The sequence below is a fragment of the Streptomyces sp. NPDC005931 genome, assembly GCF_042871235.1.
Taxonomy (GTDB): Bacteria; Actinomycetota; Actinomycetes; order Streptomycetales; family Streptomycetaceae; genus Streptomyces.
This window is the reverse complement of record NZ_JBIAIG010000002.1, coordinates 19651-34125: the sequence shown is the minus strand read 5'-3', so window position 1 is coordinate 34125 and position 14475 is coordinate 19651. Positions and strand designations below refer to the sequence as shown.

The window sequence follows — 14475 nt, the reverse complement described above, 5'->3', positions numbered from 1 at the left end:
CTCCGCCTCAGTTCCGGCCCGCGCGCCGCAGGTGGTGACGGACCGCGCGCTGGGCGACGGGACCGAGGTCCTCCAGTGCGGCGACCAGGCGGCCCAGCTGCTCCAGCGCGTCGAGGGCGGCGTTCGCCCCCGCCGGATCCACGCCCTCGTACAGCTCCAGCCCCACGAAGGACGCCGCGACGGCCCGCGCGAGGCCCGCGGTGTCGGTGAACTCGCCGAACGGCGTGGCCGGCAGCACCCGGCCGAGGACCTGCTCGATCTCGGTGATCCACAGGTCGAGGCCCGCCGCGGTGGCCGGTCCCAGGGCGTCGTGGGTCTGGGCGCCGGCCAGCAGCTGGCCGAGCAGCGTCACATGGCCCGAGGCGCGCTCCTCCTCGTGCATCTCGCGGCCGAAGGCGAGCAGCTCGGACAGCGAGCCGACGGCCGTCAGACGGGCGCGGTGGCGGGCGACCCGCTGTTCCGCCCCGTACCGGCAGGCCGCCGACAGCAGTTCGTCCACGGACCCGAAGTGGTAGAAGACGAGTGCCTGGTTGACGCCGGCCGCCGCCGCGACGCTCCGCGCCGAGACCTTGGCGATGCCCTGCTCGGCGAGCGTGCGCAGGGCGCCCTCGAGGAGCTTGGTCCTCGTTTCCCGTGCGGGGCTCACGCGCGGCACTCCTCCCGGACGGGGCGCAGGCCGGGGCGCACGCCACAGGTTCGCACGTCGGTGTAGACGGCGGTGAAGGAGCCCTCGTAGCCGAAGAGCGGGCCGAAGCGCCGGTTGGTGACGCGGACGCGTACGCGGAAGCGGCCCGCGGTGTCGTCGTAGGACTCCCGGACCTCGGCCGTGGCACCGATCAGTTCGGGGACGCGCACGTCGACCGGCCCCTCCCGGAACCGGTGCTCGCCCGAGCGGATCAGCAGGGACCCGTCCGGCTCCGCGCGGAAGTACAGGTCGGTGGCAAGGTGCTGGTGGGTGCCGAGGTAGTCGAGGACGCGGTCGCCGCGCGGGCCGAGGACCATCTGGGCGTCGAAGCGGCGGGGGCCGCCGGGCAGCCGGAAGGTCCGCACGAAGCTCACCGTCTCGCGTCCGAAGCCGTCGGTGTACGGGACGTTCTCGATGGTGAAGGGGACCTGGCGGCCCTGGCGCGGGACGAGGATGTTGCGGGTGGCGCCGAGCGCCAGGAACGGCTTGACGAAGGCGCCGCCGTGCCAGATGCGGTCCATCACCCCGTGACCGGTGCACGCCTCGCCGCTCGCCAGACCGACGGAGAAGCGGCGCCGCAGCTCGGGGTGGAGGCGGTCGAAGCCGGCGCCCATCGCGGTGCGGAAGATCGACGTCATCGCGGCTGCTCCAGGGTGTGCAGCAGCCGGGGGGAGCGGGCCGGGGCCGGCGCGCCGCGCAGGCAGCGACGGGCGGCCGGGGTGCCCGGCAGCGGCGGGGCGAACAGGGCCGCGGAGAGCGTCAGGACGAGCAGTAGCGGGCACAGGTAGGCCACTGCCGGGTTCGTCAGGGCGGGCTCCAGGGTGAGCGCGGCGCCCGCGGCGGCGATCAGCAGGGCGCGGACCGCCAGCTCGGCCAGCCAGCTGCGGCGGGCCCGCTCGGGGGTGATCCCGTGCTCCAGCCACAGCCGCAGACGGTCGAAGGACCAGGCAGTCGCCCAGCCCATCAGGGGCCGCAGCACCAGCCGGTCGGCCAGCGCGCCGAAGGCGCCCCAGCGGGGCCGGTAGTCGTAGCCGGTGAGGAAGCGCACGGCGTCGCCGTCGGGGACGTAGCGCCAGTAGCCGCTGCCCTCGGCGAGGAGGGAGAGCGGGTGCGGGGAGGAGAAGCGCAGGGCGGAGGTGCGGGTGCCGTCGGGGCGCTCCTTCTCACCGGCGCACACGCCCGTGCCGGCGACGGTCAGGAACGGCAGCACGCGCGTGGCGTAGCGGAAGCGCTGCGGCTCGCCCTGGGCGCGCGGGAGGTGGCGGATCTCGGTGAAGCGCAGGTCCCAGCGCTGGTGCGCGCCCGGGTCCTGGGTACGGGCCCAGAGTTCGTCGAGGTCCGCGCGTACCCGTGTCTCTATGTACAGCCCCATGTGATTCCCCCGGGTCGGCTGCCTGTTTGAGCACTCGCTCAAAACGATGTGGGTGTGAGCGTACGCGAAGTTGAGCGGTCGCTCAAACGGTGAGGATGCGCCAGGGGCCGGACCGAAGGGCGAGACGGGGCTGACCAGCATGTGACCGCCCGGTAAGGTCGACTTCGTGCCGAAGCCGCTCAGTCTCTCGTTCGATCCCATCGCCCGTGCCGACGAGCTCTGGAAGCAGCGCTGGGGGAGCGTGCCGTCCATGGCCGCGATCACCTCGATCATGCGTGCGCACCAGATTCTGCTGGCGGAGGTCGACGCGGTGGTCAAGCCCTACGGGCTCACCTTCGCGCGGTACGAGGCGCTGGTCCTGCTCACCTTCTCCAAGTCGGGTGAGCTGCCGATGTCCAAGATCGGCGAGCGGTTGATGGTGCACCCGACGTCCGTGACGAACACCGTGGACCGCCTGGTGCGGTCCGGCCTGGTGGACAAGCGCCCGAACCCCAACGACGGCCGCGGCACGCTCGCGAGCATCACCGACAAGGGTCGCGAGGTGGTGGAGGCGGCCACCCGCGACCTGATGGCGATGGACTTCGGGCTCGGTGTCTACGACGCCGAGGAGTGCGCGGAGGTCTTCGCGATGCTCCGTCCGCTGCGGCTGGCGGCGGGGGACTTCGAGGAGGAGTGACCCGGGGCACCCTCCCCCGGTCCGGGATCCACCGGAACGGCCGGTTACGCTCGACCCCATGAAGAAGAGCGTGCTGACCCGCTACCGGGTCATGGCCTACGTCACCGGTGTCCTGCTCGTCGCGCTGACCCTCGGCATGATCGGCAAGTACGCGCTCGAGATGGATGCCGCGGCCGACTTCACCCAGGTGGTCAGCATCGCCCACGGCTGGCTGTACGTGGTGTACCTGATCTTCGCCTTCGACCTGGGTTCCAAGGCGAAGTGGCCGGTCAAGAGGCAGCTGTGGGTGCTGCTCGCGGGCACCATTCCGACGGCCGCGTTCTTCGTCGAGCGCCGGGTCAGCCGCGAGCTCGAGGCGGCGGTCCGGGACGACTCGCCCGCGGTCGCCAAGGCCTAGACGTACCGTCCCGCCGCCGTACGGAGCAGCGTGCGGCGGTCGGCCATCGACATTTACTAGGACGTCCAAGTAAATTCGAGGGTATGGACGCTGACGCCATCGAGGAGGGCCGCCGACGCTGGCAGGCCCGGTACGACGCCGCCCGCAAGCGGGACGCAGACTTCACCACGCTCTCCGGGGATCCCGTGGAGCCCGTGTACGGGCCCCGGCCGGGGGACGCCTACGAGGGGTTCGAGCGGATCGGCTGGCCCGGTGAGTACCCCTTCACCCGCGGTCTGTATCCGACCGGCTACCGGGGGCGGACGTGGACCATCCGGCAGTTCGCCGGGTTCGGGAACGCCGAGCAGACCAACGAGCGCTACAAGATGATCCTCGGCAACGGCGGCGGCGGCCTGTCCGTCGCCTTCGACATGCCGACGCTCATGGGCCGCGACTCCGACGACCCGCGCTCCCTGGGCGAGGTCGGCCACTGCGGGGTCGCGATCGACTCGGCGGCCGACATGGAGGTGCTGTTCAAGGACATCCCCCTCGGGGACGTCACCACCTCCATGACCATCAGCGGGCCCGCCGTGCCCGTCTTCTGCATGTACCTCGTCGCCGCCGAGCGCCAGGGCGTGGACCCGGCCGTCCTCAACGGCACGCTCCAGACGGACATCTTCAAGGAGTACATCGCGCAGAAGGAGTGGCTCTTCCAGCCCGAGCCCCACCTGCGCCTGATCGGCGACCTGATGGAGCACTGCGCGGCCGGCATCCCCGCCTACAAGCCGCTGTCGGTCTCCGGCTACCACATCCGCGAGGCCGGGGCGACGGCCGCCCAGGAGCTCGCGTACACCCTCGCGGACGGCTTCGGGTACGTGGAGCTCGGGCTCAGCCGAGGGCTGGACGTGGACGTGTTCGCCCCCGGCCTCTCGTTCTTCTTCGACGCGCACGTCGACTTCTTCGAGGAGATCGCCAAGTTCCGCGCCGCACGCCGGATCTGGGCCCGCTGGATGCGGGACGTCTACGGCGCGCGGTCCGACAAGGCGCAGTGGCTGCGGTTCCACACGCAGACCGCCGGTGTCTCGCTGACCGCCCAGCAGCCGTACAACAACGTGGTCCGCACCGCCGTCGAGGCGCTGGCCGCGGTGCTCGGCGGGACCAACTCGCTGCACACCAACGCCCTCGACGAGACCCTCGCGCTGCCCAGCGAGCAGGCCGCCGAGATCGCCCTGCGCACCCAGCAGGTGCTCATGGAGGAGACCGGCGTCGCCAACGTCGCCGACCCGCTGGGCGGCTCCTGGTACGTAGAGCAGCTCACCGACCGCATCGAGGCCGACGCCGAGAAGATCTTCGAGCAGATCAAGGAGCGGGGCCTGCGGGCCCACCCGGACGGACAGCACCCGATCGGCCCGATCACCTCCGGCATCCTGCGCGGCATCGAGGACGGCTGGTTCACCGGCGAGATCGCCGAGTCGGCGTTCCGGTACCAGCAGGCGCTGGAGAAGGGCGACAAGAAGGTCGTCGGCGTCAACGTCCACACCGGTTCCGTCACCGGTGACCTGGAGATCCTGCGGGTCAGCCACGAGGTGGAGCGCGAGCAGGTCCGGCTGCTGCGCGAGCGCAAGGCCGCCCGCGACGACGCGGCGGTGCGGTCCGCCCTCGACGCCATGGTCGCCGCCGCCCGGTCCGGCGCCAACATGATCGAGCCGATGCTCCGGGCCGTGCGCGCGGAGGCCACCCTCGGCGAGATCTGCGGTGCCCTGCGCGACGAGTGGGGCGTCTACACCGAGCCCGCCGGGTTCTGAGCCCCCGGGGTCACGCCCGGGGACACCGCCCCGGCCGGCACGGCGCCGGCCGGGCCGGGCCGGGGTCCGTACGGCCGCCCGGCCTCACCGCGACACCAGCAGCACACCGGTGTACGACAGCCCCGCCACGACCAGCCACGCGCACAGGCCGAGCGCGGCGACCCGGCCGCCCGTCCGGGCCAGGCGGGGCAGGTCGACCGCACTGCCGAGCCCGAACAGGGCCGCGGCGAGCAGCAGTTCCTGGACGACGTGTGCCGTGGCCAGCACCGGCGCGGCCACCAGGCCGGTGCTGCGCACGGCGACGGCGGCCAGGAAGCCGACGACGAACAGCGGCACGACCGGCACCCGCGCCGCCGTGCCCGACCTCGCCGGCCGACCGCCTGCGCCCCGGCCGGCGGTCGCCGCCGGGGACCGGCGACGCACGCCCAGCGCGACCGCCGCGACGATCGGCGCGAGCAGCGCCACCCGCATCAGCTTCACCAGGACCGCCTCGCCGAGCGCCGCGTCACCGGCGGTCCGGGCGGTGGCGACCACCTGGCCGACGTCGTGCACGCTCGCACCCGCCCACCGGCCGAACTCGGCGTCGCTCAGCCCGAGCGCACCCTGGAGCAGCGGGAGTACGGCGATGGCGAGCCTGCCGCAGAGGGTGACCAGCGCGACCGAGGCGGCCACGTCCCGCTCGTCGCTGTTGCGCGCCTCGCCCACGGCACCGATGGCCGACGCGCCACACACGGCGTACCCGGCGGCGATCAGCAGCGGCTGGTCGCCGGGCAGGCCCAGACGCCTGCCGAGCCACCACGTGCCGAGCAGCGTCAGCGTCACCACGGCGAGCACCACGCCCACGGTCGCCCAGCCCAGGGCACGGACGTCGTCGAACGCCAGCCGCAGCCCGAGCAGGACGACTCCGGCCCGCATCAGCCGCTTGCCCGCGTACGACAGCCCCGGCCGCGCGGTGGTCCGTACGGCGCCCCGCAGCCGGGGCAGGTGCGCGGCCACGATCCCCAGTACGACGGCGGCGGTGAGCATCGGCACGCCCGGCAGCACCCGGTGGACGCACCAGGCGACCGCCACCCCGAGACCGGCGAGCGCGAGCCCGGGGCGGCGGGCGGGTGCCGCGCCGCCGCGGACGACCGAGGCGGCCCGCTCCTTCAGCAGGGCCGTCAACGGCCGGTCGGCATCCGGTAGACCCGGCGGACGCTGGTGCCGAGGCGGGACAGGTCGGCGCCGTAGACGTGCAGCGATATCGCGGTGCCGGGACCGTCGTTCCAGACCCGGTGGATGTCCCCGGGCGGCGCGAAGCCGCAGACCTCGCCCCGGCCGTTGACCGCGTCCTCGGTGGCGACGAGCCGGGGGGCGCCGTCCGGGGACGCGGCCGGGAGGAGCCGGTAGCGCCGCTCGTGCTCCCGCCCCTGGTGCACCCCGGTGGTGCACCAGGAGATGTGGTCGTGCACGGACGTGCCCTGACCGGGTAACCAGACGAGCGCGACGAGGGAGAAGCTGCCGTCGTCCTCCGCGTGCAGCAGGTGCTGCCGATAACGTGCCGGGTCGCTCGCGCACTGCTCCGGGGTGAGCAGGTCGGGGGCGCCCAGGTGCGGGGCCAGGCACTCCGCGACGAGGTGGGCCGTCGGGTCGGGCGGCAGCCCGCGTCCGGCCACCCGCCCGATGTCCGCGATCAGGGCGGCGAGGCGATCGGTGGTCCGCGGGGACGTGGAGGCGCTCGGGGCGCTGGGAGCGGAAGTCATGCCGTCAGCGTCGGACCGGCCCAGGCACGGGGTCCAACGCCGGTTTCTTCGCCTCTCCCAAGGGGGGCTTATCGATGTGCCCGGCGCTCAGCAGCCGTCCTTCGCGGCGGCGACCGCCTTCAGCCGGTCGAGAACCTGGGCCGTCGCCGGGATGCGCAGGTGCTCGGGCAGGACGTAGGCCGAGATCTTGCGCCGGGTTGTGGGCTGGAGCGGGCGGCCGGCGACCTTCGCGTGGCGCATGAAGTTCAGGACGAGGGAGGGGAGCATGGCCACGCCGAGTCCCTCGGCGACCAGGCTCTGCACGGCCAGGTTGTCGTCGGTCATGAACGCGATGTCCGGGACGAACCCCTGCTCGGCGCACTCGTGCAGGAGATTCGCCCGGCAGCGCGGGCAGCCCGCGATCCAGCGCTCCTGCGCCAGGTCGGTGAGCCGGACCACGCGCCGCCGGGCCAGCGGGTGCCCGGCGGGAAGCAGCACCGTCAGCTGGTCCTCGAGGAGCGGAAGCTCCACCAGCTCCTCGGGTACCTGCTCGCGCAGACCGGGATAGGTGAAGGCCAGCGAGATGTCGCACTCGCCCCGGGAGAGACGCCGCAGGGACTCGGGCGGCTCGTTCTCCAGCAGCTCGACGCGGACGGCGGGGTGGTCGGCCGCCAGGGTGGCCAGCGTCTCGGGGACGAGGGTGGAATTGGCGCTGGGGAAGGCGCAGAGCCGGACGCGGCCGGCGCGCAGCCGGGTCAGGGCGTTCATCTGCTCCCGCGCCACGGCCATGGCCTCGAGGATGGCCGACGTGTGCCTGGCCAGCGTTTCACCGGCCTCGGTGAGGCGCAGGCCACGGCCGACACGGACGAACAGGGCGCTGCCCGTGTCCCGTTCGAGGGCCTTCATCTGCTGGGTGATCGCCGGCTGGGTGTAGCCGAGGCTGCGTGCGGCGGCCGAGTACGAACCGGTCCGGACCACTTCGTGGAAGGTCTTGATGTGCCGGGAATCGAACACGGGGCATCATAAGCAGTTTTTCAGGGGTCCACGTGTGGACTTCGTCTACGAAGCCGGACCGGCGGCGGGGTCGGCGGCGGAACCGGCCGGGGCGAGGCCCGAGAGCAGGATCCGGGTGAAGGCGTGCACCCACTCCGCGTCCGCCGGTTCCGCGCTGACCAGGGTGCGGTGCACCACCGCACCCGCCACCATGTCGAAGATCAGGTCCACGGTGCGGGCCGTCTCCGCGGGGTCCGACTCGGGCGGCAGCTCGCCCCGCTCCTGGGCCCGCGCCCGGCCCGTGAGCACCAGGCGTTTCTGCCGCTCGACGATCGAGGCCCGGATGCGCTCGCGCAGCGCCTCGTCGCGGGTGGCCTCCGCGACCACCGCCATCAGCCCGCTCCTGGCCTCCGGGCGGGCCAGGATCGCGGCGAACTGGAGCACCACGCCCTCGATGTCGTCGGCCAGGGAGCCGCGGTCGGGCAGGCACAACTCGTCGAAAAGCTCCGCGACCGCGTCCACCACCAGTTCGTTCTTGCCCGCCCAGCGCCGGTAGAGGGTCGTCTTCGCCACCCCGGCGCGCGTCGCCACGTCTCCCAAGGTCAGCTTGGACCAGCCCAGTTCGACCAGAGCCTCGCGGGTCGCGGCCAGGATCGCGGCGTCCGCGGCGGCACTGCGCGGGCGTCCGGTGCGACTGGCTGGGGTGCGGCGCTGCATGGCACGACGATAACCGGCCGTTCCCGCGAGCTCGTGAGGGAGATCACCGGGGCGGTGTCGCCGAGGACCTCCGCTTGGTATTACGCTACGACTCGTAGCGAAAGCACGCGGGACCGGCGTGCCCGAGCGACAGCCACCGGCGCGGGTGGGGACCCGGCGCCAGCAGCACACGAACGCCTGGCTTTCCCGGCGTTTTTCACACGCACGCGCAGTACGGGGGAGGATAGACGCATGCAGCCACGGAACATGTCCATGAGCGGAGTCGTCGACCTCGCCGCGGTGAAGGCGGCCCAGGAGGCCAAGGCGAAGGCGGAGCAGGCCCGCGCCGAAGCGGCACGGCGGGGCGGTACCGGCGCCGTCTCCCCGGCCGATCTCGTCATCGACGTCGACGAGGCCGGCTTCGAGCGCGACGTCCTGCAGCGGTCCACCGAGGTCCCGGTCGTCATCGACTTCTGGGCCGAGTGGTGCGAGCCCTGCAAGCAGCTCAGCCCCGTTCTCGAGCGCCTCGCCGTCGAGTACGACGGGCGCTTCCTCCTCGCCAAGATCGACGTCGACGCCAATCAGATGCTGATGCAGCAGTTCGGCGTCCAGGGAATCCCGGCGGTGTTCGCGGTGGTGGCCGGCCAGGCCCTGCCGCTCTTCCAGGGGGCGGCCGGAGAAGCGCAGATCCGCCAGACCCTGGACCAGCTGGTGCAGGTCGCCGAGCAGCGCTTCGGCCTGACCGGCCTCACCGTCGACCCCGAGGCCGAACCGGGCGGCGCGCCGGCGGCCCAGGCCGCGCAGGCCGGACAGGCCGGACCGTACGACGCGCTCCTGGAGGCCGCCGTGCGGGCGCTGGACGCGGGGGACTTCGGCGGCGCCGTCCAGGCGTACAAGAACGTGCTCGCCGACGACCCGGGCAACACGGAGGCCGCATTGGGTCTCGCCCAGGCCGAGTTGCTCCAGCGCGTGCAGGGCATGGACCCGCAGCGGGTGCGCAAGGAGGCCGCCGAGAAGCCGCAGGACTCCGCGGCGCAGATCGCCGCCGCCGACCTGGACCTGGTGGGCGGTCACGTCGAGGACGCCTTCGGTCGGCTCATCGAGACGGTCGGGCGCACGGCGGGTGACGACCGTGAGGCCGCGCGGGTGCGGCTGCTGGAGCTGTTCGAGGTCGTCGGCGCCGACGACCCGCGCGTGATCGCCGCGCGCAGGGCGCTGGCCCGCGCCCTCTTCTGAGCTCGAAGGGCGCCTGGTTCGGGCGGTTTTGCCGGTTCCTCCGGCGCCTGGTGCCCGAGTGGTGAATTGGCCACCAGAGGTTGATGCGGCCGCGCTTTACCAAATCTTGGTAATCGCGGCCGCTGTTACTGCCAGTAAATCGAGGGTGTTGATCTGTCGGGTTCTGTCCAGCGATCAACAGTTTTGTACGCCCCCTTCGTGACACCCAGCGTCGCCGACCGAGACCACCGGGTCGTTCTTCGGTTATCCGGCCGTTACTAGCGAGTAACGAACCCCCTTGTGCGGGCGGCGAGAATGCACCACGATCGGCCACGCTCGGTCCGTTGCCCGTACCCCGACAGCCTGTCGGGTCGCGGGATCTCCTGGGTCCCCACCGAGCAGAGCCGGCGGCAGTGGCGCCGGCTCTTGGACAGGGGGGTCTTCGCTTGTCCGGCGAAGCCTGTCCAGCAGGGTTGTGCGTGATGCGTGTCAGGCGCGACCAGTGGTTGTCGCTCGGGGGTGATCGCCGGTGATTCGGGCGCTGTGTGCGCCGCCGAGCGCGGGCGCTCCCCTTCCCGAGGACGTAGCACTTCTCCCATCCCTGTCCGGCTTCGGCCGCCGACTGGCGGCCGGTCAGGTCAGGCGATGTACGTCCGAGAAGGAGGAAATATGGAGTCCCAGGTGCGTGGCGGGACCAGATGGAAGCGGTTCGCTGTGGTCATGGTGCCCAGCGTCGCCGCTACGGCCGCGATAGGTGTCGCCCTCGCGCAGGGCGCTCTCGCCGCGTCGTTCAGCGTCTCCGGCCAGTCGTTCAAGGTCACGACGAAGGAGCTCGTCGGCGAGGGCTTCTCGCAGTACGGCGCCCTCGACGAGGGCTACACGCTCAGCGGCAAGAAGACGGTTCACCCCGTCGCCGTCTCGGCGTTCAAGTCCGCGACCATCAAGAGCCTGTGCCAGTCGGTCGTCACCCCCGACATCCCGGTGCTCGGCAACGTCAGCCTGATCCTGCGCGCCGGTGACGGCGCCCAGCCGGTCGAGGCCGAGAACCTGTACATCGACGTCGCCGACCTGAACGCCGACGCGACGTTCACGAACATCGACATCGGTGTTGCCGCCAAGGACGCCACCAAGGGTCCCGGCATGAAGGGCGGCAAGGAGCAGGCGAACCCGTTCGGTTTCGCCCAGCAGGCCGAGAAGGCGGTTCTGAAGGACGTGAAGCAGACGGCGTGGGCGACCACCGCCGGAACCTTCAAGCTCAGCGGCCTGAAGATGTCGCTCTCGACGGGTGTCAAGGAGTGCTACTAAGCACTCGCTGACGGGCGGGGGAGCCGGTGGCGCCCCCGCCCGTCCACCTTCACGGCCGCGCCTTCACGGGCGGCGCACATCACCACCACAGCAACGCCGTACCAGGGAGCTGTTTTCCATGAGCGCCGAGACTCCTGCCGCATCCGGCCAGTTCACTCGCCGGAGGCTGCAGTTCCGCGCCTGGCGGGGCCAGCGGCCGTTCTGGGCCGGTCTGTTCGTCATCCTCGGCGGACTCCCCATCGCCTACTTCCCGTACGCGAACCTCCAGATCGGCCATCTGACGCTGGCCATGGCGACCACCGCGGGCGCCGGGTCCCTGATCATCGGCGTGCTGCTCGTCGTCCTCGGCGTCAGCCTCTGGTTCCAGAAGCACGTCCGGGTCTTCGCGGGCGTCGCGGCGATCCTCCTGGCGCTGGTGTCCATCCCCGTGTCCAACATCGGCGGCTTCCTCATCGGCTTCCTCCTCTCCCTCGTGGGCGGGGCGATGGCCGTGTCGTGGGCGCCGGGCGAACCGCCCGCGCAGGAGCCGGTGAAGGCGGCCTCCGCGGACCCGGCGGGCACCCCCGCGGGTGTGGACCCGGAGGTTGCCACCCCCGAGGACTCCGGCACCACGGTCCTGGAGCCCGTGAAGGGCCCGGCCGACGGCCCGGTCGCGGGGGACGAGCCCAACGATCTGTCAGGAACGAGCCCGGCCAACGGGGCGAACGGGAGGCACAGTGCCGGCTGACGAGGTGACCCACGGGGCTGATGTGGAGTCCCGTGCGAGAACCGGGCCGCGCCACGCGGCACCCAAGAAGCCGCTGTTCACCCGGTTCCACATGCCGGCCGGAAAGGCGATAGCCATCGCCGCGATGCCGACGGCGGTCCTCATGGGAATGGGGTTCACGCCGACGCTCGCCCAGGCCGACGACCAGCCGTCGTCCAGGAGCCTGACCGCGGACGAGTACAAGGAGTGCATCGAGGCGCTGGAGGACGCCGAGAAGGGGGAGTCCGCGTCGCCCACGCCGTCCGCCTCGGCGAGCGACGACGCGTCCCCGGACGAGGACCCCACCGCCGAGCCGGCCCCGTCGGCTCCCTCCGGGGGCGACGAGGCGCCGGGCACGGGCACCGACACGGAGCAGGAGACGCCCACTTCGCCGGATTCAGGTTCCGGCGACGAGGCCGAACCGGCTCCGGCCCCGGCCCCGTCCACGGGCGAGGCGGAGGCCGACGCGCAGGCCGAGCCCGCGCCGGCGCCGTCGGCCACCGACGACGGGGGCAACCTGCTGGAGGACGTCGGCGACGCCATCACCGGCATCTTCACCGGCGGGGAGAAGACCGCCGAGGCGAGCCCGAGCCCCACGCCGTCCGCGTCGGCCACGGCCGGCGGGACCGAGGAGCAGGAACCGTCCGGCACCGCCGAGGAGACGGCGGACAAGGCCACCGACGCGGTGCAGGACACCGCCGAGGGCACCGCCGGCGAGGTGCCGAGCCCGGTCGAGGAGGCCGAGGACCCGAAGAAGGCCGTCGAGGACACCGTCGAGAAGGCGGCCGAGGCGGCCCCCACCCCGGAGGCCACCGCCTCGCCGAGCCCCTCCGAGTCGGCCGGTGCCGACCTGGAGGAGTGCCCGGTCGCCACGGACGCCGAGGGCGGGATCGACAACAAGGTCCCGCTGCCCGACGACCCCTGGTACCTGAACGCCAGCTCGCTGCTGCTGAAGGGCGCCGACTACAAGGGCATCGTGGAGGTGAAAACCGCCAACGGCACCACCAAGAAGGTGCTGAAGTACGTCATCTCCGACGGCACCGACATCGGCGACCTGCACCAGACGGTCAAGGACCCGCAGTCCGGCACGACCTACCACGTGCAGGCGGCCAAGGGCTCGACGTCCACCATCCGCGACGGCGACACCGTGATGTACACGGAGCGCATCTCCGGCAAGCTGCTCGGGCTGATCCCGATCACCTTCGACCCGGAGCACCCGCCGCCGCTGAACATCCCGCTGATCTACTTCACCGACGTGACGGTCACGCAGGCCGGCCAGTTCGGCGGGACCCTGCACGTGCCCGGACTGCACCAGTTCACCACGGACTGACCGCGGCGCGGGACGCACCACCCGGGCCGTGTGCCCGGATCCGGACCCTTCCGGGAGCCGCGGTAAACGCCGAGGGCGCCCCCTGTGCGCAGGGGGCGCCCTCGGCGCCGTTCACGGGGGGTCAGCCCCGGGAGCCGCCCAGGTGGTGCACCCGGACCATGTTGGTGGTGCCCGGGACGCCGGGGGGCGAGCCGGCGGTGATCACCACGATGTCGCCCTCGTTGAACCGGTGCAGCCGGACCAGCTCCTGCTCCACCAGCTCGACCATCTCGTCGGTGCTGTTCACGAACGGCACGACGTGCGGCTCCACGCCCCAGCTCAGGGTGAGCTGGTTGCGGGTGGACTCGTCCGTCGTGAACGCCAGGATCGGCTGCACGGCGCGGTAGCGGCACAGCCGCCGGGCGGTGTCGCCCGACTGGGTGAAGGCCACCAGGCCCTTGCCGCCGAGGAAGTCGGCGATCTCGCAGGCGGCGCGGGCCACCGAACCGCCCTGGGTGCGCGGCTTCTTGCCCGGCACCAGAGGCTGGAGCCCCTTGGACAGCAGCTCCTGCTCGGCCGCCTGGACGATCTTCGACATCGTCCGCACGGTCTCGATCGGGTACGCGCCCACGCTCGACTCGGCCGACAGCATGACCGCGTCGGCACCGTCCAGGATCGCGTTGGCCACGTCGGAGGCCTCGGCGCGGGTCGGGCGGGAGTTGGTGATCATCGACTCCATCATCTGGGTCGCCACGATCACCGGCTTGGCGTTGCGCCGGCACAGCTCGATCAGGCGCTTCTGCACCATGGGGACCTTCTCGAGCGGGTACTCGACGGCGAGGTCGCCGCGGGCGACCATCACACCGTCGAACGCCATCACGACGTCCTCCATGTTCTCCACCGCCTGCGGCTTCTCCACCTTGGCGATGACCGGGACGCGGCGGCCCTCCTCGTCCATCACGCGGTGCACGTCGGCGACGTCCTTGGCGTCCCGGACGAACGACAGGGCGACCAGGTCGCAGCCCATCCGCAGGGCGAACCGCAGGTCGTCGACGTCCTTCTCGCTCAGCGCGGGCACGTTGACGGCCGCGCCGGGCAGGTTGATGCCCTTGTGGTCGGAGATGACGCCGCCCTCGATGACGATCGTCCTGACCCGGGTGCCCTCGATGTCCAGCACCTTCAGCTCGACGTTGCCGTCGTTGATGAGGACCTGGTCGCCGCGGGAGACGTCGCCCGGCAGGCCCTTGTAGGTCGTCCCGCAGATCGTCTTGTCGCCCGGGACGTCCTCGGTGGTGATGGTGAACTCGTCACCGCGCACCAGCTCGACCGGGCCCTCGGCGAAGGTCTCCAGGCGGATCTTGGGGCCCTGGAGGTCGGCGAGGACACCGATGGCCCGGCCGGTCTCCTTGGACGCGGCACGGACCCGGTCGTAACGGGACTGGTGCTCGGCGTGGGTGCCGTGGCTGAAGTTGAAGCGGGCCACGTTCATGCCGGCTTCGATCAGAGCGACGAGCTGCTCGTGGGAGTCGACCGCGGGGCCGAGAGTACAGACGATTTTCGAACGGCGCATGGGGCGA

General features: G+C 72.1%; 15 protein-coding genes. 7 read left to right on the top strand and 8 right to left on the bottom strand.

The features are described 5' to 3' along the window. Positions 1–7: 7 nt before the first annotated feature. From ACFYOV_RS04040 to ACFYOV_RS04030, 3 genes are read right to left on the bottom strand one after another with little or no spacing between them, the layout of a single operon-like run. Positions 8–646 (bottom strand): TetR family transcriptional regulator, encoded by a 639-nt coding sequence (locus ACFYOV_RS04040; protein ID WP_389082525.1) that lies wholly within the window; start codon positions 644–646, stop codon positions 8–10. Next, positions 643–1323, bottom strand: coding sequence for a DUF4166 domain-containing protein (locus ACFYOV_RS04035; RefSeq protein ID WP_389082523.1), 681 nt, complete (start codon positions 1321–1323; stop codon positions 643–645). The genes ACFYOV_RS04040 and ACFYOV_RS04035 overlap by 4 nt, the downstream gene beginning before the upstream one ends. Further along, positions 1320–2057, bottom strand: coding sequence for a hypothetical protein (locus ACFYOV_RS04030; RefSeq protein WP_389082520.1), 738 nt, complete (start codon positions 2055–2057; stop codon positions 1320–1322). Before ACFYOV_RS04030 ends, ACFYOV_RS04035 begins: the two co-directional genes overlap by 4 nt. A gap of 166 nt (positions 2058–2223) precedes the next feature. On the opposite strand from ACFYOV_RS04030, the gene ACFYOV_RS04025 reads away from it, so the two are divergent. The 3 genes from ACFYOV_RS04025 (at position 2224) to ACFYOV_RS04015 (ending at position 4914) form a co-directional block, all read left to right on the top strand. Next, positions 2224–2733 (top strand): MarR family winged helix-turn-helix transcriptional regulator, encoded by a 510-nt coding sequence (locus tag ACFYOV_RS04025; protein WP_389082518.1) that lies wholly within the window; start codon positions 2224–2226, stop codon positions 2731–2733. Positions 2734–2791: 58 nt separating this feature from the next. Continuing rightward, complete coding sequence (locus ACFYOV_RS04020; protein ID WP_389082516.1) at positions 2792–3130, top strand: DUF3817 domain-containing protein; 339 nt, start codon at positions 2792–2794, stop codon at positions 3128–3130. A gap of 83 nt (positions 3131–3213) precedes the next feature. After that, positions 3214–4914, top strand: a complete 1701-nt coding sequence (locus ACFYOV_RS04015; RefSeq protein ID WP_389082514.1) for a methylmalonyl-CoA mutase — start codon at positions 3214–3216, stop codon at positions 4912–4914. A gap of 84 nt (positions 4915–4998) precedes the next feature. On the opposite strand, the gene ACFYOV_RS04010 is transcribed toward ACFYOV_RS04015, so the two are convergent. The 4 genes from ACFYOV_RS04010 to ACFYOV_RS03995 form a co-directional block, all read right to left on the bottom strand. Then, complete coding sequence (locus ACFYOV_RS04010) at positions 4999–6078, bottom strand: YeiH family protein (protein WP_389082512.1); 1080 nt, start codon at positions 6076–6078, stop codon at positions 4999–5001. Continuing rightward, positions 6075–6656 (bottom strand): cysteine dioxygenase, encoded by a 582-nt coding sequence (locus ACFYOV_RS04005; RefSeq protein WP_389082509.1) that lies wholly within the window; start codon positions 6654–6656, stop codon positions 6075–6077. Before ACFYOV_RS04005 ends, ACFYOV_RS04010 begins: the two co-directional genes overlap by 4 nt. 87 nt (positions 6657–6743) lie before the next feature. After that, positions 6744–7649 (bottom strand): LysR substrate-binding domain-containing protein, encoded by a 906-nt coding sequence (locus ACFYOV_RS04000; RefSeq protein WP_389082507.1) that lies wholly within the window; start codon positions 7647–7649, stop codon positions 6744–6746. 45 nt (positions 7650–7694) lie between these two features. Continuing rightward, positions 7695–8345, bottom strand: a complete 651-nt coding sequence (locus ACFYOV_RS03995; protein WP_389082505.1) for a TetR/AcrR family transcriptional regulator — start codon at positions 8343–8345, stop codon at positions 7695–7697. A 231-nt stretch (positions 8346–8576) separates the two neighbouring features. On the opposite strand from ACFYOV_RS03995, the gene ACFYOV_RS03990 reads away from it, so the two are divergent. The 4 genes from ACFYOV_RS03990 (at position 8577) to ACFYOV_RS03975 (ending at position 12919) form a co-directional block, all read left to right on the top strand. Further along, on the top strand, positions 8577–9560 hold the full coding sequence (locus ACFYOV_RS03990) for a tetratricopeptide repeat protein (protein WP_389082503.1): 984 nt from the start codon (positions 8577–8579) through the stop codon (positions 9558–9560). A gap of 648 nt (positions 9561–10208) precedes the next feature. Beyond that, on the top strand, positions 10209–10844 hold the full coding sequence (locus ACFYOV_RS03985) for a DUF6230 family protein (RefSeq protein WP_389082501.1): 636 nt from the start codon (positions 10209–10211) through the stop codon (positions 10842–10844). A 118-nt stretch (positions 10845–10962) separates the two neighbouring features. After that, the gene (locus ACFYOV_RS03980; protein ID WP_389082499.1) at positions 10963–11571 is read left to right on the top strand and encodes a DUF6114 domain-containing protein; all 609 of its coding nucleotides are present in this window, start codon (positions 10963–10965) and stop codon (positions 11569–11571) included. Beyond that, positions 11561–12919, top strand: a complete 1359-nt coding sequence (locus ACFYOV_RS03975) for a hypothetical protein (protein ID WP_389082496.1) — start codon at positions 11561–11563, stop codon at positions 12917–12919. The genes ACFYOV_RS03980 and ACFYOV_RS03975 overlap by 11 nt, the downstream gene beginning before the upstream one ends. A gap of 121 nt (positions 12920–13040) precedes the next feature. On the opposite strand, the gene pyk is transcribed toward ACFYOV_RS03975, so the two are convergent. Continuing rightward, entirely contained in the window at positions 13041–14468 is a 1428-nt protein-coding gene (gene pyk / locus ACFYOV_RS03970; RefSeq protein ID WP_389082494.1) for a pyruvate kinase, read from the bottom strand. Positions 14469–14475 lie beyond the last annotated feature (7 nt).